Raw genomic sequence first — 21,628 nt, 5'->3', positions numbered from 1 at the left:
AAAAATTTAATTAAACGTTTGTTATCTCACTCTAAAATACATTACTGGAAACAAAAGCTTGTCACTACTAATAATTATTAAACCAAGTATCAAAAAACAGAGCCAAAAATCATTGGCATGGCTTAAAAAAATCTGTAAAAAACGCGGCTTTTCTTATTGTATATTTACTACTACGGGAAGCTTTGACGATGACTGTGCCCAAATAAGGTCGTTACTGAGTAAATTTCCCAAAGTAGTTGCACTAGGTGGCGATGGTACATTGAACTTGGCGGTTAATGCGCTAATAGGGAGCAGCTGTTCGTTAGCATTATTACCTTGCGGTACAGGTAACGATTTCTCCAGAGGGTTTAATTGCAAAGAAGATGATTGGCGAAAGGCATTATTTAATACACCGACAGCCATTGATATAGGAAAAATTAATAGCCGCTATTTTATTAATATTGCAGGGGTAGGATTTGATGCTCATGTTATTAAAACAATTAACGAGAAAGCTAATTTTTCATCTTTTGATTACAGTTGGACGAGTATTAAAGAGCTATTTTATTATCAAGCTCAGCAGTTGCAAGGTACGTTTAATAACGATGCTCGGCAGTATCAAAATTTGATTACTGTATTTGCTAATCATAAGTACTTTGGTGGCGGGCTAGAAATAGCGCCAAAAGCAGATTTAACTGATGGTCAGCTTGAGTGTTATCAAATGCGATCGGGTGGGCTTTTTTATAATGTAATAAGCTTTATTAAGTTATTTTTTAAGCGCCATGAGTATATAAAAAACCTTACCTATAGTCGCTTAAATACAGCTTCCATAAAAACTGAAGGGCTATTGATTGAAGCAGATGGTGAACTTGTAGGTAAAACTCCTGCAGTTGTTAGTGTGCATGGACAAGCCTTACTTTTTCATATGCCAATAAAAAAGCGCCTACAGTAAAGTAGGCGCTTTTGCGTTAGTTGCGTTAATAACGCGTCTAACTGGGGACGGAGCCACTTTTAGCTATTGCTCTATTAGCTAAAAAGGCGTTAATTCGTTTTGTTGGGGTAAGCACAATGGCGTTACCTAATAGCACTAAGCTAAACCCTGCAAAGGTATTTGCGTGCCATTCAAACCCTTCAAAAAAGCTACTCAGTGTTACTGCCACTAATGGGAATAAAACAATAACGTAGCTGGCTTTTTCAGGGCCTATATTTTTTAGTAGTGCAAAGTAACAACCAAAAGCGATTACTGTGCCAAATATTGATAAATAAAGTAATGATAACCAGTAGCTAGTTGGGGCGTTTAAACTAAATTGCACATCGTTCATTAATACATATAAAGCTAAGCCTATAGCACTATATAACATGCCCCATGCATTGCCCTGCAATACGCCAATTTGCTTACGAGAATTACGAACGCTTACCATGTTACCCAATGAAGCCACAAAGGTGCCACCAAGGGCAAGTAGTAACCCGACCAATGCACCGTTACTTAAGTCGAACTGCTGTAACTGTGGCCAAAACAGACACGTAATACCTAATACAGCGAGTGCGGCACCGGTATAAATTCGTTTTGAGATAGGCTTACCAAAAAATAGTCGAGTGTTAACTATGTTCATAACAAGCAACATTGAAAAGGCGATAGAGGTCATAGCGGAGGTTAAGTAATTCTGTGCCCAGTAAAGCATTAAGTAATTTAAGGCAAAATTACAAATAGCCAACAAAGCAAAAAAGCCATGATCGATTAATGAAAAGCGCATATCCGGTTTTTTGTACGCTACATATAACCACATTAAAAGTGCTGCTATAGCAAAGCGATAAAATAACGATAACTCGACTGCAATATCACCTAGCTGAAATTCGATGGCTAACCAAGTAGAACCCCAAATTAAAACGGTTGTAATGTATAGCGCTGCACTTCTCATGGTTACTCTCCAAAGCCCGATTGAATGGCTATTTTAAGACCTATCTGTATACTTACCATATACAGAAAAGTAAAAATGTAACCTATACAGATTTGGATGCGTGATGATAAGACAAAAAAATAGCCAGGGGCATGAGTTTCTATATCAGCAAGTTATTCAGTTGATCAGAGATATGAGCGCCCAACAGGTTTTACTCCCTGGCGAAAAACTTCCATCACTGCGTAAAATGGCAGATAACTTAAACATTAGTATTCCGACAGTGAAGCAAGCTTATCAAACACTTGAAGATCAGGGGTTAGTAGAGGCACGTGAAAAATCAGGGTATTTTTTAAAAGTCGTCAGCATGGCGCATAATTTACCTAAGCGAGTTAAATTAAGTCGCGAACCTGTTGTGGTAAATAAACAAGCCTTAATAGAGCAGGTATACAGTGCGATTCATCAAGCTAATGTAGTTCCTTTTGGTATCGCTAACCCAATTGCTGCTGCACCTACCGATAAAGCACTGGCCAGAAATATGCGCCGAGTAATGACTACAGCTGGCAGTAAAGCTATTAACTATGGACCAACAGATGGGTTTGTGCCGCTGAAAAAGCAATTGGTGCATCGCTATTTAGATTTTGGTATTGGTATAAACATGGACGAGCTTGTGATCACCAATGGTGCACAAGAAGCCATGGCTATTGCACTTAAGTGTGTAACAAAGCCAGGCGATGTAGTTGCCATTGAGACGCCTTGCTATCACGGGATTATAGAGCTAATAGAAAGCCTAGGGCTTAAAGCGCTCGAAATACCACTGTGCCCAGATAATGGTATTTGGTTAAGTGATTTGGAACGCGCTTTAAATGAGCATGACATAAAAGCGTGTTTATTCTCGACTGCAATTAGTAACCCTGTGGGCAGCTTTATGCCTGATACAAACAGACAGCAGCTGGTGGAGCTACTTGAAAGTCATGACGTAGTGCTTATTGAAGATGACGTATATGGCGATTTATATTTTACGGCAAAACGTGGCACACCTGCTTTAGCGTACTCTAAAAAAGGATTAGTGATTAGTTGCTCATCTTTTTCTAAAACGGCAGCGCCGAGCTATCGTGTAGGTTGGTTAGTTGCGGGTAAATTTGCAACGCAAGCAAGGCGATATAAAAGAGCACTAAGTTGCTCTGCTTCGTTAATAAACCAATGGACGTTATCTGAGTTTATTGCCAGTGGTGAGTACGACCGAAATTTAAAAGTACTTAGGCAACGCCTGCGCGATAACAAAGAGCGTATGCGATGGTGCTTACAACAAGCTATGCCAAAAAATACACGTATAAGCGATCCAAAAGGAGGCTGCGTTATGTGGCTAGATTTAGGAGGCGAGTACGATAGCCAAACATTGTTTTTACTTGCGCTTGAGGTTGGTATTAGTATTACCCCAGGGCTTGTTTTTTCGGCCTCTAATAAATATAAAAGCTGCGTAAGATTAAGTTATGGTGTGCAATGGAGCGCGCAAATTGAGCAAGCAATAGTTACATTGGGTAAGCTCACTTTATTAGCTAAAAAGTAATACCAATCTGCTTATATATGGGGTCTATTTAACGTTAAGAAAATTACGCTAGAACTAGGCAAAAGTTTTTGTATCTAGTTGTTCTAAATAAAAAATTTTTAACGAAGTTATAGTGCAATTTAATTAGTTAAATTGATCAAAGATTTATGCAGGTTAGTATAAGTTTGCGAAACACAAAAAAGCAGCATTTAAGTAAACTTAAGTGCTGCCAAAGGGATGTTAAATAACGTTTGCTGTACTAATTTTGTTTAAAGCTAAATAACTGGTAACCTTCAAGCTCAGGCACTTGCATTACTAATTGCTCTTCTTGTTTTGCAATTTCAGCAAAGTTTCCACATAAAGAGTTGGCACGTTCTTCAAGTGCGCTTGCATGTAGCTCTACTTTTTCTTCTATTTGTGCATCCATATTTTCCATACGTTGTTCAAAGGCATCCATATCACCGCCTGAACCAAGTAACTCAGAACCTAAAGCTACTAAAATACTGCCCATTGATTGCATCACTGCTGATTCAACCGCTGTTTCTATCTGTTGCTCAAATTGTTGTTCAAAGTTTTCGCCAAATTGATTAAAACTTTGTTGGCCCATCACAAATGTACCTTGCTGGTAAAATGTGTTTTCTACTTCGATTTTAATGTCATCCATAAGCTCTGACATATTATCAAGACCGTCAATATTAAATGCATTGCCTACTTCTTCTAATGCTACTCCGGCAATTTTAACACCCTCAAGCGCTATATTAGCTACTTCAGGTAATTGAGTGCGTAAGCTATCAGAGTACTTGGTTAGCGCGTCGCGCTGCGAATTATTCAGCGCTACAAGTTCGCCATTTACGGTTAAGTCACCATGGCTATTAAACTGCATGGTTTTATTGTTGGCGGTAAAAATTTCCAATTCGTTTGGCTTAATGCGCACATCATTTTTAAATTCGACGTTACATTCATCATTACTAAATGAAATTGCAGAATCGTTATCGTTATGAGCCATAGCGGCTGGTGAACAAATTAATGCGCTAACTAATAGTAATTTTTTCATGTTTGTTCTCTACTTTTTGTTGATGACGATTAATTAATAACAAGTTTGATGCCAGTTTTATTTTTTAATATAAAACATATGGTTAACTGTTTTTGTTTGTTTTTTAGTAAATGAAATCAATTAATAAATAACTATTTTTTAGTCAAATTGGCTAACTAATAAAAATTAATAAATTTTATTTATCGATACGATAAAAAACTCTCACTTTCCTCAATTCAAATTTAGCGCTATTTATTCACATTACTGACATGAAGACTATTTACAGTAGTCACGTGGCTTTATTTTGATGTTAATTTGCACAGCATTTTGACGTTAAACATTTTAATTTTACCGACTATTGCGATAATAAAATCCTTGGTTGGTCTCAAACACTTTATGGAGTGGGTTGTGGGTAAGACATTTAGTTACGATGCGCTAGATGACGATTTTGTTGAAGACGAGTACGAAATGCTCGGCCGTAATCAACACGATAAGAACAAGCAAAAGGTTAAAAAGAAGTTGGAAGACTACCTTGAGCAAAAACGCTTGCGTAAAAATCTAGGCGAAGACGATTTAAGCGATTACACCGATTAAATTTCACTAGTATAAATAAAATACCAATTAATATTGAGAGTTTAAATGTGCAGTTATGCGTATGTTTAAGTTTCAATAGTATTGGCAATAAAGAGGCCTTGCGCCTCTTTATTACTTTTTAAAGCGTGCTTTTAGCCTGTGCTAAAGCTTTTTGAATTGTAAGTTCTAGCTTTTCGGGTTTAGTAAAAGGTGCATAACGTTTAATTGGCGTGCCATCTGCGGCAATTAAAAATTTAGTAAAATTCCACTTTATTTTACGTGTTAAAAAACCAGGTAAAGCCGATTTTAAATAACGAAAGACTGGGTGAGCATGCTTACCGTTTACATCTACTTTGGCCGCCATTAAAAAACTCACACCAAAATTAATTAAACACCCTTGCTCTATCTGTGTAGCGTCGCCGGGTTCTTGCTGACCAAATTGATTACACGGAAACCCTAAAATAACTAAACCTTGGCTGGCATATTTATTATGCAAAGCTTGAAGCGACTCGTATTGGTAGGTAAATCCACATTTACTTGCGGTATTAACAATAAGCGCAACCTTACCTTCAAAATCACTAAAGTTAATAGGTTGACCCTGCAAGCTTGTTGCGCTTAATTGATGGAATTTGTGCATATTGGCGTCTTTTTTATTATTGTTATCGGTATTTTAACCTGAGTACAGTATTTCATAAAGTATAAAGAGCGCTCTAATTTAAAATCAGAAATAGCCCCATACCGGCAAGCGTAGTGTAATAAATATTATGTGTTTTATAGGCAACAATGATGGCGACTATCGCTGCGCTTAAATAAGGGTTTTGCCAGTTTAAGTTAATGCCATCTTCATTCAAAAACACGATAGGCACCCAAATTGCTGTAAGCACCGCAGGTGCACTAAAGCTTAAAAATTGCTGCATTTTAGGACCTACTTTAAACGGTAAAGCGCGGTGCAAAAATAAATAACGCGTAAAAAATGTAATGCACGCCATGAGTAAAATAGTTGTCATCATAGCGTTGCTTCCTTTTTAGCGGTTAGCCTTGCTGTGCTGTAACCTGCGGCCATTGCCAGCAGCGCTGAGCAAACAAGCCATAATTCAAATCCGGTACTTTTTAAAAGCGTTGCGCTAACACCAGCTACAATTACTGTAACGAGTGAGGCCAAATTTTTGATCCCCGGAATAACCAACGCGATAAACGTGGCAGCAATCGCAAAGTCGAGCCCTAAATTAGTTAAATCGGGCAGCATTGTACCCGCTACAATGCCAATTAATGTCCAAATATTCCATGCAATATAAAAGCTAAAACCAGCGCTTAATGCGTATATTAAACGTGTTTTTGTTCTATATGCTTTTCGGTGATGAGAAAACGCAAACAGCTCGTCGGTTAAAACAAAGCTCACCGGTAAGCGCCAACGCATAGGTTGATCAATGACCTTATGACGCACAGCTAAACCGTATAAAAAGTGCCGAGAGCTAATAATAAATGTTGTGAATAAAATTGTGAGCAATGGTGTGTTGCCCGCCATAAGTTCAATCGCAACAAGCTGTGCAGAGCCTGCAAATACTAATAACGACATTGCTTGGGTTTCAAAGGGGCTAAAACCATTTTGAATCGCTAAAGAGCCGCATAAAATACCCCAAGGAACAACGGCTAAACACAGTGGTAGCATATCTAAAAAGCCTTTTAAAATAGCTTTTTTAACTGGTTGCATGATATTTACTCTCACGGCTTGTAGAATGGCTCATAAGGATACCTTAATATTATGATGTTAAAGTAGTTAACAAATTAAATAATACTGTTTTTTTAAGGATAGGCACAATGACGACGTTAAAAGTGTGGGATGGGTTTATTAGATGCTTTCATTGGTTTTTGGTTGTAAGTATTGCAGTGCTTTATTTTAGTATTGAAGAGGGCATGATTGAGCTTCATTTTGTTGCAGGTTTTTTTACTTTAGCACTTATAGTAACACGTTTAATATGGGGTGTTATTGGTAGTAAAACCGCGAGATTAAGTGGGTTACTGCACTCTCCTAGTGCTATTTTAAAGGCGCTAAAAACACCAAGCGACTCGTTAGGCCATTCAGCACCCGGTAGCTGTATGGTGATAGTGTTTTTTATATTAATTATAACGCAACTTGCAAGTGGCTTAATGAGCAGTGATGGTATTTTAACTGACGGGCCGCTTGCTCAATATGTGTCTAGCGATACGATTGATTTTGCCAATTGGCTACATGAGCTGAATTTTGACATTTTACTCTATGCTATTGGCTTACACGTATTGGCTATTATCATTTATAGAATAAAAGGCAAATCGCTAGTTAAGGCGATGATCACAGGCTCAAAAGAGTTAAAAGCGGATGACTCTGAGGCTAAAGTAACTAAAGCGTCTTGGCCTGCGTGGTTAATATTTATATCTTTATTGGTGTTGCTGGTATTTACGTGGGCGAAAGAGCCTTTAACTTATTTGTTTAGTTAAAAACACATTAAACCAATCTTAAAGGGGTGGTTTTTGTTTTTTGTTACATTCTTTTGTTTGATTGTTATGCGGGGTCGAATTATAATCGCCGCATTGCTGGCAAACTAGCCGAAAGGTTAGGACGCAAAGTTTCCGGTCTAAGGCTTTTTAAAAGCTATGGTAGCGGGACTACTGCATAACGTGTTGTTATGTATCACTTGCCCTCAGTGTATTTTTTGTGTATCCATAGTGTATGGATAAGATTTTGTAACTCTTAAGGTGTTGCCGTGTTTATGCATACGTCGTTGGCCTGTGGAAAGTGGTCAACAATAGGTTGCTTAAATCATCATACCCAATTATTTATTGGTGATGTGGTGAGTGTAACCTTTTACGACATGCAAGGAGAGCTGGTTAGTTTATCATTTGATTACAAGATCACCTCGCTTGAGCAAGGTGAGCCTCACGCATGGCCACGTTTAGTTGCTGAGCATATTAATGTGCATGTCCCTCTGGTTAGCGCAGGTAAAATGACCGAACAGGGTTTAATTGTAGCCTATAGAAATAATGAAATTTTTGCTTTGCAAAGCAGTGGTATATGTAAAGCACACGTCGACTTTCATTGTATTGCAAAATGCGATGAGCGTGTTGTTAATAACCTTGATACTTATGATTACGTGTACCCTGAAAATTGTGAAAACTATAATGCGGGTACAAAGGTATTGCAGCCAAAAACTGGGCATGTATATCAATGCAGGCCTTGGCCATTTAATGAGTTTTGCCGCACGAATGACGATAATAAGTCTATGTTCGAACCTGGTGTAGGGCAAAGCTGGGCTATGGCTTGGCAGCAAATATAAAGCTTAAATTATCTTCCCAAAGGTATAGCGGTTTTAGTAATGAAGCGTTTACCGTTTTAGCCCATCCAACTATTGGATGGGCTTTTTTATTTTTATGATAAACTGCAAATCACATTATTTTTTTAATTGGTTTTGTTGTGTCTCGTCCTGACTTCTCTTTAAGTTTATTACCTAATTTCCCGATTGCTAAACAGAAAGCCCATACATTAAGTACTCATAATAAGATACGTACCGATAATTACTATTGGATGCGCGATGACGATCGCCAGGATGAGCAAGTACTTGCGCATTTACATGCTGAAAATGCGTACTGCGATGAACAGTTAGCTGCTATGAAGCCACTACAAAATACACTTTTTGAAGAGTTAAAAGCACGCATTGTAAAAGATGATAATTCGGTACCCGTTAAAGACGGGAGATACTGGTATCACTCAGAAGTTCGTGGTGATGATGAATACTCGCGTCACTATAGAAGTACGAGCATAAAGGCCGATAATAAAGAGCTTTTACTCGATGTTAATGTATTAGCTGAAGGATTTGAGTTTTTTGAGCTGGGCGAAGTCGCACTAAGCCCATGCGAGCAGCTTATGGCTTACTCTGAAGATACTGAAGGTCGTCGTATTTATAATGTTCGCTTTAAAAGCTTAGCGACCGGTGAAATGCTTCCTGATGTGCTTGAAAATACAGAAGGACAAGTTGTTTGGGCTAACGACAATAAAACTGTTTTTTATGTAAAAAAAGATTTAAAAACGCTATTAGGATACCAAGTATTTAGGCATGAGCTTGGCAGCGAGCAAAACCAAGACGTAATGGTCTACGAAGAGCAAGACAGCAGCTTTTTTATGGGACTTGGTAAAAGCCGCGATGAAAGCTTAATTATTATTGATTTAGCATCGACAGAGACCAACGATACATGGGTGCTTGATGCTAATAAGCCCACTGGCGAATTTAAAGCATTAATGCCGCGTGAAGATGGCCACGAGTTTGACGTAGATAAGCTAGGTGACACATTTTATATTGTGACTAACTGGCAAGCTAAAAACTTTAGATTAATGACGGCAACAAACGAAACAATTGCTGATAAAACACAATGGGTTGAGCATACAGCTCACAGAGAGAATGTACTGCTTGAAGGTGTCGAGTTATTTAATGACTTTTTAGTATTGAGTGAACGCGAGCAAGGGCAAGCTCGATTTGTAGTTGTTAATAGGCAAGGGGATCGTATGGCACTTGAGTTTGCCGATCCTTGTTATTATGCTGCAATAGCAATGAACCCAGAGCCAGACACACGCACTGCGCGTATTTATTACTCAAGTTTAACAACACCAGGTTCTTTATATGATGTTGATTTAGCAACTGGCGAAAAAACACTACTTAAACAGCAAAAAGTACTCGGTAGTTTTAATGCCGATGTCTATCAGTCTGAACGATTAATGGTAACTGCTCGCGACGGAGTTAAAGTACCCGTATCAGTTGTTTATCGAAAAGACAGCTTTAAAAAAGATGGCTCAAATCCGTTATTTCAATACGGTTATGGTGCGTATGGCTATACGATTGATCCAAGTTTTTCAAGTTCATCGCTGAGCTTGCTCGATCGTGGTTTTGTTTATGTAATAGCACATGTTCGAGGCTCTGAAATGCTAGGTCGCGAGTGGTACGAACAAGGTAAAAAAGAGCATAAGCAAAATAGCTTTAGTGACTTTATTGATGTGACAAAAGCGCTTGTTGCACAAGGCTATTGTGATAGCAGCAAGGTATTTGCCTCAGGCGGCAGTGCAGGTGGTTTATTAATGGGGGCGGTTGTAAACCAAGCACCAGAGTTATATTGCGGTGTTGGCTGTCATGTACCATTTTTAGATGTATTAACCACGATGCTTGATGAGAGTATCCCGCTCACAACAAATGAATACGATGAATGGGGTAATCCAAATGAGCCTCAGTTTTATGATGTAATTGAAGCTTACTCGCCGTATGACAATATTCGCGCCCAAAACTATCCGAACATACTCGTTACTACCGGCCTTCATGACTCACAAGTGCAGTATTGGGAGCCTATGAAGTGGGTTGCAAAAATGCGTGAGCTTAAAACAGATAGTAATATTTTAGTATTTAAAACCGATATGGATGCAGGGCACGGTGGTGCATCAGGTCGCTTTAAAAGTTTAGAGGAAAAAGCACTCGAAATGGCCTTTTTTATTGCTTTATTAAATTAACTGCAAAATCAGAAAATTGTATTATCCTATATATAGAAGTTGATATATGTAAGGCGATTTATGTTTGGAGCACATGGTGAATTTCAGATTTGTTCACAGCCCCCTCAGATGTATTTAGAATTAAAGGGGAGCTTTAACAATGAAGGCATTACGCTGTTAACTAATGGCGTTGTTCAGGAGTTGAGCACTCACCCTGAGAATACAATTAAGTATGTGGTTGTTAATTTAAGAGAGTTTGAGCTGTTAACTTTGGATGGCCTTGATTCATTAGAGACCTATTTTGCCGGTGTAAAAGAACGTGGCTATCAACGAGTTGACTATATAAACATTAATATCATAGCTAAAAATATGTTTGAAAAAGTATGGAAAAATAGCGATGTAGAAGTTAATTTTTATAAAGATACCGACAGCTATTTATTAGTGCACCCAAATGACAGTTATATAAAACAGAACTGGTAACTAACATGAGTATTATAAACCGCTATTGAAGAGGGCTTATAATACTCTCTAAACACCCTTTATAGCGCCGTGAAAGGTTTAAACACATATCGTTTTTCAGCCTTACTTTATAATCGCCACTGTCAGTAGGCATCAGTTCGCAAATAGCTTGTTTTCTTACCAGCGTTGAACGATGAATACGAACAAACCCTTCTGGTTCTAGCTGTTGTTCAATATTTTTCATGGTTTCGCGATGTAGTACCGGCGTATTACCTTGGGTAAAATGCAGCTCTACATAGTTGCCCGCACCATTAATCCAAATAATATCATTTATATCAATTAGCCTTACCTTACCTACATCTTTAACCACAATGTGTGATGATGGCTTTTCTGCTTGTGTGCTTTGCTGGTATTGGCGTTCGGCCGCACTTGCGATCGGGCAAAGGTGAATCAGCTTATCAAAGCACTTATCAATACGTGATGCAGTTGAATCTAATATTAAAAAATCAACAGCGCCAACTTCAAAGGCAAAACTCGCAAAATGTCCCGATTGGGCAATAATGACTAACTTCAGCTTTTTAGCAAGCTCTGTTAAATGCACTATTTGCATCGGGTCAGCTAGGTTGGTTAGTTCGTAAAACAGTACATTGTATTGATCTGTGTCTATTTGATCTAATCTATTTGTTTGAAGAAAAGATTGAGATTCAAAGTGCCGGTGATCTTGCACGCGCTTTGTTAAAAATGTTGCAAACTTAGTGTTACTAACAAAAGTTAATGCATGAAAAGAAGCGATCATTATTTTATATCTCTTGCTGTATATAATAATAAAGACCGTGCTTAGCGGAAAAACTGTTATGAAAAGTACAATATATTTATAAAATAATTGTGACGTACTAATTCATCCCATAAAAGCTGCTATTCGTACCAAAGACTACGCCTCATAAATAATGCCCGTAGAGTGTTTAAATAAATCCCCTTACTGTAATCCGCGAAGTAACCATTTAGTTACAAAAATAACAATTCAGGGGAATTATATGACATTAACTAACAAAGGTAGCGCGCGACTATTTAAAAAATCGTCGTTAACAGTTGCGCTAAGCAGCGCGATACTTGCAAGCTTTTCATTTCAAGGTGTGGCTGCAGAAGATGACGAAATAACTAAAATAGAACGCGTACAAGTTACAGGTTCTCGTATTCGTTCAGCTGAGGCAATGTCATCAGCACCTATCCAAGTTGTAGACAGTGCTGCGATTGATGCATCAGGGTCGTTAAATATTCAAGACTTACTATTAGAGAACCCTGCATTTGGTACACCAGCTATTAGCCGTACTAACTCAAACTTTAATACCGCAAGTGCGGGTGTTGCTACTGTTGATTTACGTAATTTAGGCTCTAACCGTACATTGGTTTTAGTAAATGGTCGTCGTTATGTATCAGGTGTACCTGGTAGCTCTGCTGTCGATTTAAATACTATTCCGAGCCAATTTATCGAACGTGTTGAAATTATGACAGGCGGGGCTTCATCTGTTTATGGTTCTGACGCTGTTGCTGGTGTAGTTAACTTTGTATTAAAAGATGATTTTGAAGGTGTTGAATTCGAAGGCCAATATGGTGAATCAAGCGAAGGCGATGATGAATCACGCCAATTTAACTTTACCTCAGGCTTATCAAGCTCAGATGGGAAAGGGCACGCGATGTTCCACCTTGGGTATTCGGATCAAGGTGCTGTTTTTTCACGTGACCGTGACCGCTCGGCAGTAGACCAATTTTCAGGTATTTTCTTTGAAGATGATCCAGCAGCAAACCCAGGCTCTGTATTTGATGCTGTAAGCCCATTTTTATCTTCATTTCCGCCACAGGGTCGCTTTAGCGCTGGGGATGAAACATTTACGTTTAATGATGCAAACAACCTACAAAACTCATTTAGTACTAACGGTGGCGATGGCGTAGCTGCAAATGGTTTTAACCGAAGCGGTGTACGTACGATAGCGATACCTACAGAACGTTATTTATTCGCCTCAAACGGTAGCTACGAGTTAAGCGACAAACATAGCTTTTTTTATGAAGGTACTTACGCCGCAACAACGACCGTTTCTGAATTAGAGCCATTTCCTTTCGCCTCTGACGACATTTATGCAAATGGCCAAGTACCAATTGAATTTAACGTAAACGGTGAGCTTCTACGTAATGCGTTTGTTCCAGATGATATATATAACGCAGCAACTGATACTGATGGTGATGGCGCACGAGATATCTTTTTTGCAAAGCGCTTAAGTGATGTAGGTAACCGTGGAGCACGAGCAGAGCGTGACACATTCCGTTTAGCGCTTGGTTTTCAAGGTGAAATAGCCGATGGTTGGTTCTACGATACTTACTATGTATATGGTAAAACAAAAGAGCAACAAGTATCAGGCGGTCTAGTTAATGTACAAAGTTTTCGTCAAGGTTTAGAAGCTGTTATCGATAGCCAAGACTTAGATGGCGATGGTATTACTGATGAGGCTATTTGTATCGATGCGACAGCACGTGGCTTTAACTGTGCACCGGTAAATATTTACGGTTTCAATTCGTTATCACAAGGTGCTATTAATTTTGTAAGTGCACCTAGCTCACTTTCAACGTCGGTTGAGCAAGAAATTATTGGTGGTAATATTTCAGGTGATTTATTTGAACTACCAGCGGGTGTTGTAGGTATCGCTGCTGGTTTTGAATACCGCGAAGAGTTCTCACGCAGTGAATTTGATGCTCTACAGCAAGCTGGCCTTAATGCGGGTAATGCAATTCCAGCAACAGAAGGCTCGTTTGACGTAACTGAGTATTATGTAGAAGCAAATATCCCTGTGCTTGATTCTGTAACTATGAATGCAGCAGTTCGTTTGTCTGACTACTCAACAGTAGGCAATACTGAAAGTTGGAACGTGGGTGTAGACTGGGAAGTAATGGATAGCTTACGTTTACGTGCTACCCGTGCACGTTCAACGCGTGCTCCAAATATTGATGAGTTATTCTCTCCACCTTCACAAACTTTTCCAAGCGGTTTAAACGATCCATGTTTAGGGGTTACTAATAGTGGCGGTGGTGCCGCAGGTGATGCTTGTCGTACAGATGTTGGTGTTACAACTAATATCGCTTCAAATGGCGAGTTCACGCTTAACCAGTCTGACTTACAAGGTATTAGTGGCTTTAACCGTGGCAACCAAGATTTAAAAGAAGAAGTTGGTGACTCTGTAACAGTAGGTTTAGTATTTACACCAGAAAATCTAATATCAGGCCTAGATATTACGCTTGATTACTTTGATATCGAAATTACAGATGCAATCGTATCAACACCTCGTCAGTTTATTCTTGACCAATGTTATGGCGGCGGCGATACAAGCTTTTGTGACTTTGTAACTCGTCGTAGTGCGCCATCAGGTAATAATAGTGCTGGTTCACTAGAGTTTATTGATAGCGGTGTATCTAACAGTGGTGGTTTAGGTACAGAAGGCGTTGATTTAACACTGACGTACTCTACTGATATTGGACCAGGTGCGTTTAGAACTCGCCTTGCTTATACTTACCTAATCGATGGTTATAGCATTCCACTTCCTGGCGCTGATAAAGATGAGTTTGCTGGAGAGATTGGTGCATCAGAGCATAAAGCTAACTGGAACTTTGGTTATAAACTTAACGACTTTGATTTTAACTGGAGCTTAACTTACATTGGCGCTGCAGACTTTGATGATCAATTCTTAAGTGGTTTTGGTATTGCTCCAGGTGGAGTAGGGATTGGTTCAGTGACATATCATGATGTTCAAGCAAGTTACCATATCAGCGATTCAACAGAGCTTTACGCTGGTGCGAGTAACTTATTTGATAAAGAGCCACCACGCATTTTATCGGGTGTAAGTGGTTCAAGCACGGGTACTGAAACGGATGCAGGTACGTATGACCCAATTGGACAATCATTCTACATTGGTTTTAGAAGTAAATTCTAACCAACAATAACGACACTAACTATAGTTACTTAATTAGTTACGTTCACAAAGCCTCAGTATTGCTGGGGCTTTTTTATTGGAAAAAATAATGCGGCAGTAATTTTTTATACATCGTTTATCCCAATATATAAGTATTGTGCCCACTTAAACCAAAAACAACGCCACTGGTAACAGGGGCGTTGTTTAGTATGGGGAGGAGGCTAATATAGTAACCGAATCGCTTGATTATTTAACGATTTATCCCTATTTGTGCCCTCTTCATTGAGGGCTTTTTTTTGCTTAACTTTAGTCTAAGTAAGCTTTTAACATCCAAACCAGCTTTTCTTGCTCTGAGATGTAATCACTCATTAGTGAGGCTGTACCTTCATCGTCTGCATCACCAGCTTGAGTTAAAATTTCACGCTGCATGTGAATTAATGTACTGTAACCAGCAAGTAGGTTCTCTACGGCTGTAACGCCATCACTAATACCTTTAGCTTCTTTAATTTTACTTACTTCAAGGTAATCAGAAAATGCATGTAGAGGTGCGCCATCTAACGTTAAAATACGTTCTGCAACTTCATCTACTTTTAGAAGTAATAAGTTATAAATTTCTTCAAACTTAACGTGTAGTTCAAAAAAGTTACGGCCTTTAATATTCCAGTGAAAGCCACGCGCGTTCATGTATTGAATCTGGTAGCTACTCAATAATGTATTGAGTGACTTTATGATGTCTTCGCTTTTTGCGCTGTTTAGACCAATTGCGTTTACATGTGACATAACTTGCTCCTGAATAACCGTTTGTTTGTGAACTTGTGATAAGTATTACTAATTTCGATAAATTAGTAAAATCGTTTAAATGTATCTAGTTAATAGTTTTAACCTATTAGCTGTTTTTGATACCTGTATTCACTTTAGACTATTAATAGAAATGGGACTGATTAATAAAAATACTACCCCTCAAAAATAAATAAAACCCAGAAGTATATAAATCATGATCTAAAACAAACTTTATTCAAGGTAATAACTTAGCTATTTTTTTATTGATGTAGGTCAAAAATCACCCACCCTAATGGCGCATAATAATGTTGTCGAAATAATTAGGAGAGATAACATGCATGCAAAAACAGCGAAACAAAATAAAGCAGAGTTAGTCGTGGTAGGAATTGCAGTCATCGCATTTGTGCTAGGGCTAGTAGCGCACTTAGCAGGTGCAAGCTTTGCGAACTCAGATTTTTTTGGTTACATTGCGGCGCCCATTCCGCTGATACTGGCTGTGATATTTTTAATTAGTTATAAAATAGCAGCCAATGCTGAGGATTAATCTTTCTCGTTTAAGCACTTTAAAATGTAATCGAGCACTTGGCGCGAGTAAATCATACTGGTATGGCTTAAATGAAACACTTTATGTTCGGCCATACCTTTAAGTTTGGTTTCATCTAGTAATACGGTGCCATCTGACTGGCTACCTTTGACTATTAAAGGCATAAGCCCAATAGGTAAATCCCCTGCGATACTATAAAGCTTAGCTTTAAAAGGCCAATTACCATTTTTAGTAAGCAAAAACTCAACACTATTTTTTAAAAATGATTCAAACCCTTTTTGCTTCATTTTTTGCGCTATATGGCTGCCTTTATGTGGAGTACCCAGTGTAATTACCTTCGTAATATTCTGGCTAGCAGGAGAGTTTGCCTCTAGGTAAGCACGTGCAATCAGCCCTCCCATTGAGTGGCATACAAGCGCTGCAGGTTCGTTAGAAATACACTCATCAATTTGTGCAAATATGGTATCGCGGTGAGGGTCGAGCGTATTATAGGTAATGTTTAATACCGTCATACCCGATTCTTCAAGTCGTGAACAAAGTGGGCGCATAACAAAGCCAGACATATACAAGCCATGTAAAACAATAACGTGTTTAACTTTCATATGCTCCCTAATACCAATTTTATTAAAAACATGATCATTCTAGCGTATTAAATAATCCGCTACCTGCGTTAAAAATTATTTATATAAAACAACTATATGTCATAATTTTCGCCTTGTTATCGACTTATTTATTTGTCGCTATAATACATAACTAATTTAATGCAATTGGTATAACTACCGTAATTACATTAACTGTAGCGGTTTTATTTCAATATTGGTTGTATCGGTATTTACCCATACTTCACCATCTTGAATGGTAATGGCGAGCTTAATTCCACGATCAACCAAAGCAGCAAGTGCTTGTGTTGCTGCGTAATCAAGGCTAAAAATACTTAGATTTTTAAATTCATACAATTTAGGTTGATGTTTTTGCCACCAAATTGCTTGATTGTTTTCACCATAAGTATATAGCACCACTTTTTTAGATTTATTACAGGCTTTTTTAAGGCGTTTTTCATCTGGTAAGCCAAGCTCAACCCATAGTTCTATTTCTTCACTATAGCTTACATGCCAAAGTTCAGGCTCATCATCAGCACTTAACCCTTTGGTAAATTCTAAACCATCACAGCTATTGAGTGCAAAAGCGAGTAAGCGAATCATCAACCGTTGGTCGGTTTCTGATGGGTGTTGAGCCAAGGTTAAATTAAAATCTTGATAAACGTGGCGGTCCATATCGCTAAGCGATAACTGCACTTTCATAATGGTGGATTTAAGAGCCATAACAACTAATCTGAAAAAATTTGCGTCAGTATAGCGCAATTAAATGAATTGCCAGTTAAAAATTCATAATAGCCAGCGTCGTTATGTGTTTAGCCGAGAGAGCTAATATTTTCTTTATAGATATAAATTTTTATGATACAACTTTTTCTGTACCTTTTTTAATGAATAAATTATTTTACAAGGATGATCAGATGGAAGCGAACAGAAAAAAAATTATTGATCTTTTTATGGATAACGTAAAAGGCAAACGGCCTGAAGTAACGGGCAACCGTCATCATGGAAGCCATGGCCACTGGTTAGAAAAACAGATGGGCATTAAGCCAAATTCAAGTAATTCAACGGATATACTTGGTTATGAAATGAAAACGGATACGACTTCGAAAACTTCTTTTGGGGATTGGTCGCCGGATAAATCGTTGTGGGGTCGTTATCGTTCTGAACCAACAATAAAAAAACTGAATCGTGATAAGGAGTTTTTAGTCGCCTTTGGTCAGGCTAATCCAAATAAAAATGGTCGTTACTCTTGGTCTGGGATGCCAGTGCCCAAAGTAAAGCAATTTAACAGGTTTGGGCAAAAATTAATTGTTACACCAGGTCAAGATATACAGGCTATTTATAGTAAATCTGCTGATATGCGTATAAATAAATCAGAGATTGTTCCCAAAGAGTTACAAAAAGAAAGCTTATTAATTGCGCAATGGACAAAGGCTAAAATAAAACCTAAGTTAGAACGTAAATTTAATCAAAATGGTTGGTTTAAATGTATTTTAAATGAAAGCGGTGTATTTCATGAAATTGTTTTCGGAGAACCAATGAGTTATGAAAACTGGCTTAATCTCGTTAGAGAAGGACATGTTTTCTTTGATTCAGGAATGTATGAAGGAAATCGTAGGCCTTATGCACATTGGCGAGCAAGTAATAACTTATGGAATGAATTAGTAGTTGCTCGGTATAGTTAATATTGTAAGCTATTTATGATGAACTCTACCAACTACTTTCTGAGTAGAGTTCTGGTCACATTCTTTGCCAATGCATCTACAACCTTCATACATACTGAATTACCAAATTGCTTGTATATCTGGCCCTGGGATACTGCATTTACAATGTACTCTTCTGGGAAACCCTGTAATCGAGCACACTCTCTAGGTGTTAGCTTACGAGGGCGTTTACCAAGTTCTGATTGATCAATTAAAATTTCAGAGCCGTCTTTGTAGTAACGAGCACTGATTGTATTTGCATATTCACTTTCAGCATTAAACAGCGAGTAACCAAAGCCATTACCTTTGGTTTTATGTTCTGCTTTCCTGCGCTGGTGGCCTGCCCATAATTTTTCAGATATTGTAAATTTATCATCACTAGGGGTTATAGCGCTTAAGTCTTCTAAAATATCACCTACTCTTGTTGGTGTTTTAGGCGGGGTCGGCCAGTTAAATAGTTCACCAAAGTCACAGTCTTTAAAGTAATTCTTATCAAACCCTACTATGAAAACGCGCTCTCGGTTTTGAGGGGCGCCAAAATCACCCGCCCTAAGTACTTTATAATCAACCCAATAATTTAACTTCTCTGATAGCGCATGTCTTGTTTCTTCACTTAAAGGCACATCTTCTGGAATTTCTAAATCAAAGTTACCTCTTAAAATATCTAAGATAGTATTTAAAGTACGGCCTTTGTCATGCCCCTGAAGTTGCTTTACGTTTTCAAGAACGAAAGCTTTAGGCTTTTTCTCAGTGAGTATCCTTTGAATTTCAAAAAACATGGTTCCACGGGTATCACTAAAACCTTGTTTGAGGCCAGCTTGAGAAAAAGCTTGGCAAGGGAAGCCACCTAAAAGTATGTCATGATCAGGAATATCTGATGCAGCGATTTGAGTAATATCGCCATTAGGCATTTCCCCAAAATTAGTTAGATATGTTTTTTGCGCAAACTTATCCCACTCAGAGGTAAATACACAGTGTCCACCGAGCTTTTGGAAAGGCAATCGGATCCCACCAATCCCTGCAAATAAATCTATAAATGTAAATTCAGATTCTGATAAAGGTTTCTGTTTAAAAGGTGCATTGTCTAAATGAGATTTTAACTCTGACTCTAGGTTAAGTATATCAGTTAGTTTTTTTGCTGTAGGCTTGTGTTCACCAGTTTCCCACCCTCTAACTGTTCGCTCACCGGTAGAAGCCATGCCAAGTAAGTTCGCAAATTCTGTACGTCCTAAACCTAAGTTTTCTCGTATACTTTTGATTTGTCTTGCTATATCGTTATTCATTGAAACAGTACTCATTATGCTGTTTTACTTATCCGGTTTTAATCCTGGTAGGATAGCACTGTATAAATGATCAGACAATATGTGAGAGGGAATTTTGCTACAAAATCTCAATACCTTAATTGATAAATGTCAAAATCAATTCACCAAATTGAATTATTCTAGTGATGTTCAAATCGATGAAGAGCTAAAAGCACGACTAATAAAAGCTCTCGGCAATGTTGATTCGTCTGGAACACACGTCATAAACCCATTCTCAATCACGTTTATTGGGAAGGCAGGCCTACGTGCAGATGTACCATCGTCTGGGTTGTGGTATGCCCTTTGCTTTAGTGACTTATATGGTGCTATTTTTGAGTATAAAAGTGTTATAGATGAGATCAAAAAAGGTTTAAGAGCAGAAGGCTATAACGCAAAAGATATTGATACCTACTTGAAACAATTTCCAAGTGAGCTTTGGGGGAGTCAAGGTTCAGAAATAGAGAAAGACTTTATCGAAATTTTGGATACCCTCATCACTAATACAGATGAGAAAGACTTTTTTATAAAGTTTATGTCAGATCGTGATTGGTGGATAAAAACTGGTCGTAAGTCTGAGGCTGCCAAAGGTAAAACTTTAGATCGTAGTGATGTTTATGAATCAAGTATCGCATTAGCTTGTAATTTAGTAGTAGCTAACTCGTCAAAGCTTAAAGTCCTTATAAATGCCTTTAATCAAGATATAGATGTAAAGACATACTTCTCGAAAATGAATGTAGAAGAGTTTGAGATCAAAGATAATACCATTACAGAGTTACAAACAACTTATACAACTAATAACTTAAAAGCCATAAATAAAATTTACTATGGTTCGCCAGGGACAGGGAAGAGTCATCGTATAAACAAAATAACTGAGTACCATTGTCGCTACACAACGGTTTTTCACCCTGACACACAGTACAGTGATTTCGTAGGCGCTTTAAAGCCAGTTATGATAGATTCGAATGGTGAAAAAAAGATTTCTTATGAGTTTAGACCTGGGCCATTCACTAAGGCATTGATAGAAGCCTTAAATGATACGAGTAAACATGTTTTTCTTGTAATTGAAGAGCTTAATAGAGCACCAGCAGCAGCTGTTTTTGGTGAGATATTTCAGCTACTAGATCGAGATATGAATGGTGAAAGCCAATATAAGATAGAAGCTTCTGATCCCGATATGTTGCTTCATATTAAAGAAAATCTAAAAGAATCAGATAAGTTTAGTGAACTTTACTTACCTTCCAACCTGTCAATTCTTGCCACTATGAATAGTAGTGACCAATCAGTCATGCCAATGGACACCGCCTTTAAGAGGCGTTGGTTATTCGAATACTTACCTATAGACTTGAATCAGGCAGGAGATGGCAGTTTTAAACTCACGTTTGCTGATAGTTCTAAACCTGAAGTGCCTTGGAAAGTATTTGCTGAAGTTGTTAATGATACTTTGTCTTTTTTGCAAGTACCGGAAGATCGTCTTTTAGGCCATCGCTTTGTTTCCGATGAAGAGCTTACTACTATTGAAGAAGCTAATAATACTCTAAAAGGTAAAATATTAGTTTATCTCTGGGATGATGTACTTCGTCATGGAAAGCGTGATGTGATTTTTAATACATCAGTGGCAGGTACTTTCGGTCAGCTGTCACATCAATTTGGAGAAGGTAATCCTATCTTTTCTGAAAGTTTTGAGGCTAAGTTATTAGAAGCATTAACCGAAGCGCAAAAAGACCAAGAAGTTGTCGCAGATGAACAACCAGAATAGATGT

The 21,628-nt window shown here is 38.1% G+C and carries 21 protein-coding genes and 1 riboswitch; of the genes, 11 read left to right on the top strand and 10 right to left on the bottom strand.

Features of this window, described 5'->3' with window-relative positions; all coding sequences use genetic code 11:
* Window positions 1–58 precede the first annotated feature (58 nt).
* On the top strand, window positions 59–928 hold the full coding sequence (locus H5087_RS14185) for a diacylglycerol kinase family protein (protein ID WP_182672476.1): 870 nt from the start codon (window positions 59–61) through the stop codon (window positions 926–928).
* 37 nt (window positions 929–965) lie between these two features.
* Here the strand turns inward: H5087_RS14185 and H5087_RS14180 are convergent, their stop codons facing one another.
* A complete protein-coding gene (locus H5087_RS14180; protein WP_182672474.1) occupies window positions 966–1,895 on the bottom strand; it encodes a DMT family transporter in 930 nt (309 codons plus the stop codon).
* A 103-nt stretch (window positions 1,896–1,998) separates the two neighbouring features.
* Between H5087_RS14180 and H5087_RS14175 the strand changes: the two genes are divergently transcribed.
* Complete coding sequence (locus tag H5087_RS14175; protein ID WP_182672472.1) at window positions 1,999–3,441, top strand: PLP-dependent aminotransferase family protein; 1,443 nt, start codon at window positions 1,999–2,001, stop codon at window positions 3,439–3,441.
* Between the two features lie 238 nt (window positions 3,442–3,679).
* Here H5087_RS14175 and H5087_RS14170 read toward each other — a convergent pair whose 3' ends face one another.
* Window positions 3,680–4,474, bottom strand: coding sequence for a YggN family protein (locus tag H5087_RS14170; RefSeq protein WP_182672470.1), 795 nt, complete (start codon window positions 4,472–4,474; stop codon window positions 3,680–3,682).
* A gap of 387 nt (window positions 4,475–4,861) precedes the next feature.
* Here H5087_RS14170 and H5087_RS14165 point away from each other — a divergent pair, with 387 nt between their 5' ends.
* Window positions 4,862–5,047, top strand: coding sequence for a PA3496 family putative envelope integrity protein (locus tag H5087_RS14165; RefSeq protein ID WP_007579801.1), 186 nt, complete (start codon window positions 4,862–4,864; stop codon window positions 5,045–5,047).
* 118 nt (window positions 5,048–5,165) lie between these two features.
* Here the strand turns inward: H5087_RS14165 and H5087_RS14160 are convergent, their stop codons facing one another.
* The 3 genes from H5087_RS14160 to H5087_RS14150 form a co-directional block, all read right to left on the bottom strand.
* Window positions 5,166–5,663 (bottom strand): glutathione peroxidase, encoded by a 498-nt coding sequence (locus H5087_RS14160; RefSeq protein ID WP_182672468.1) that lies wholly within the window; start codon window positions 5,661–5,663, stop codon window positions 5,166–5,168.
* Window positions 5,664–5,736: 73 nt separating this feature from the next.
* Window positions 5,737–6,036: an AzlD domain-containing protein gene (locus H5087_RS14155; protein ID WP_004335020.1), complete on the bottom strand. Its 300-nt coding sequence runs from the start codon at window positions 6,034–6,036 to the stop codon at window positions 5,737–5,739.
* On the bottom strand, window positions 6,033–6,737 hold the full coding sequence (locus H5087_RS14150) for an AzlC family ABC transporter permease (protein WP_182672467.1): 705 nt from the start codon (window positions 6,735–6,737) through the stop codon (window positions 6,033–6,035). Before H5087_RS14150 ends, H5087_RS14155 begins: the two co-directional genes overlap by 4 nt.
* A gap of 107 nt (window positions 6,738–6,844) precedes the next feature.
* Between H5087_RS14150 and H5087_RS14145 the strand changes: the two genes are divergently transcribed.
* The 4 genes from H5087_RS14145 (at window position 6,845) to H5087_RS14130 (ending at window position 11,009) form a co-directional block, all read left to right on the top strand.
* The gene (locus H5087_RS14145; protein WP_182672465.1) at window positions 6,845–7,501 is read left to right on the top strand and encodes a cytochrome b/b6 domain-containing protein; all 657 of its coding nucleotides are present in this window, start codon (window positions 6,845–6,847) and stop codon (window positions 7,499–7,501) included.
* Window positions 7,502–7,589: 88 nt separating this feature from the next.
* Window positions 7,590–7,677: riboswitch (cyclic di-GMP riboswitch) on the top strand.
* 96 nt (window positions 7,678–7,773) lie between these two features.
* Window positions 7,774–8,337, top strand: a complete 564-nt coding sequence (locus H5087_RS14140) for a chitin-binding protein (protein WP_182672463.1) — start codon at window positions 7,774–7,776, stop codon at window positions 8,335–8,337.
* A 137-nt stretch (window positions 8,338–8,474) separates the two neighbouring features.
* Window positions 8,475–10,550 carry a S9 family peptidase gene (locus tag H5087_RS14135; RefSeq protein ID WP_182672461.1) on the top strand — a complete coding sequence of 692 codons (2,076 nt, stop codon included), beginning with the start codon at window positions 8,475–8,477 and terminating at the stop codon, window positions 10,548–10,550.
* 60 nt (window positions 10,551–10,610) lie between these two features.
* The gene (locus tag H5087_RS14130) at window positions 10,611–11,009 is read left to right on the top strand and encodes a hypothetical protein (RefSeq protein WP_182672459.1); all 399 of its coding nucleotides are present in this window, start codon (window positions 10,611–10,613) and stop codon (window positions 11,007–11,009) included.
* Window positions 11,010–11,031: 22 nt separating this feature from the next.
* Here the strand turns inward: H5087_RS14130 and H5087_RS14125 are convergent, their stop codons facing one another.
* Window positions 11,032–11,784, bottom strand: coding sequence for a LytTR family DNA-binding domain-containing protein (locus H5087_RS14125; protein WP_182672457.1), 753 nt, complete (start codon window positions 11,782–11,784; stop codon window positions 11,032–11,034).
* Window positions 11,785–12,022: 238 nt separating this feature from the next.
* On the opposite strand from H5087_RS14125, the gene H5087_RS14120 reads away from it, so the two are divergent.
* Window positions 12,023–14,965, top strand: a complete 2,943-nt coding sequence (locus H5087_RS14120; RefSeq protein ID WP_182672455.1) for a TonB-dependent receptor domain-containing protein — start codon at window positions 12,023–12,025, stop codon at window positions 14,963–14,965.
* A 285-nt stretch (window positions 14,966–15,250) separates the two neighbouring features.
* Here the strand turns inward: H5087_RS14120 and H5087_RS14115 are convergent, their stop codons facing one another.
* On the bottom strand, window positions 15,251–15,724 hold the full coding sequence (locus H5087_RS14115) for a Dps family protein (RefSeq protein WP_182672452.1): 474 nt from the start codon (window positions 15,722–15,724) through the stop codon (window positions 15,251–15,253).
* A 334-nt stretch (window positions 15,725–16,058) separates the two neighbouring features.
* Between H5087_RS14115 and H5087_RS14110 the strand changes: the two genes are divergently transcribed.
* Window positions 16,059–16,268 (top strand): hypothetical protein, encoded by a 210-nt coding sequence (locus tag H5087_RS14110; protein WP_182672451.1) that lies wholly within the window; start codon window positions 16,059–16,061, stop codon window positions 16,266–16,268.
* Here the strand turns inward: H5087_RS14110 and H5087_RS14105 are convergent.
* Window positions 16,265–16,870 carry an alpha/beta fold hydrolase gene (locus H5087_RS14105; RefSeq protein ID WP_004334986.1) on the bottom strand — a complete coding sequence of 202 codons (606 nt, stop codon included), beginning with the start codon at window positions 16,868–16,870 and terminating at the stop codon, window positions 16,265–16,267. The genes H5087_RS14110 and H5087_RS14105 overlap by 4 nt on opposite strands.
* 183 nt (window positions 16,871–17,053) lie before the next feature.
* A complete protein-coding gene (locus H5087_RS14100; protein ID WP_024593828.1) occupies window positions 17,054–17,590 on the bottom strand; it encodes a YaeQ family protein in 537 nt (178 codons plus the stop codon).
* Window positions 17,591–17,673: 83 nt separating this feature from the next.
* Between H5087_RS14100 and H5087_RS14095 the strand changes: the two genes are divergently transcribed.
* Window positions 17,674–18,549: an LlaMI family restriction endonuclease gene (locus tag H5087_RS14095; protein WP_220491579.1), complete on the top strand. Its 876-nt coding sequence runs from the start codon at window positions 17,674–17,676 to the stop codon at window positions 18,547–18,549.
* A gap of 32 nt (window positions 18,550–18,581) precedes the next feature.
* On the opposite strand, the gene dcm is transcribed toward H5087_RS14095, so the two are convergent.
* A complete protein-coding gene (dcm, locus tag H5087_RS14090) occupies window positions 18,582–19,865 on the bottom strand; it encodes a DNA (cytosine-5-)-methyltransferase (protein ID WP_182672449.1) in 1,284 nt (427 codons plus the stop codon).
* Between the two features lie 79 nt (window positions 19,866–19,944).
* On the opposite strand from dcm, the gene H5087_RS14085 reads away from it, so the two are divergent.
* Window positions 19,945–21,624 (top strand): McrB family protein, encoded by a 1,680-nt coding sequence (locus H5087_RS14085; protein ID WP_182672447.1) that lies wholly within the window; start codon window positions 19,945–19,947, stop codon window positions 21,622–21,624.
* Window positions 21,625–21,628: the final 4 nt, after the last annotated feature.

It is taken from the genome of Pseudoalteromonas sp. SR43-7 (genome assembly GCF_014163785.1).
Lineage (GTDB): Bacteria > Pseudomonadota > Gammaproteobacteria > Enterobacterales > Alteromonadaceae > Pseudoalteromonas > Pseudoalteromonas distincta.
This window is presented reverse-complemented; position numbering and strand designations above follow the sequence as displayed.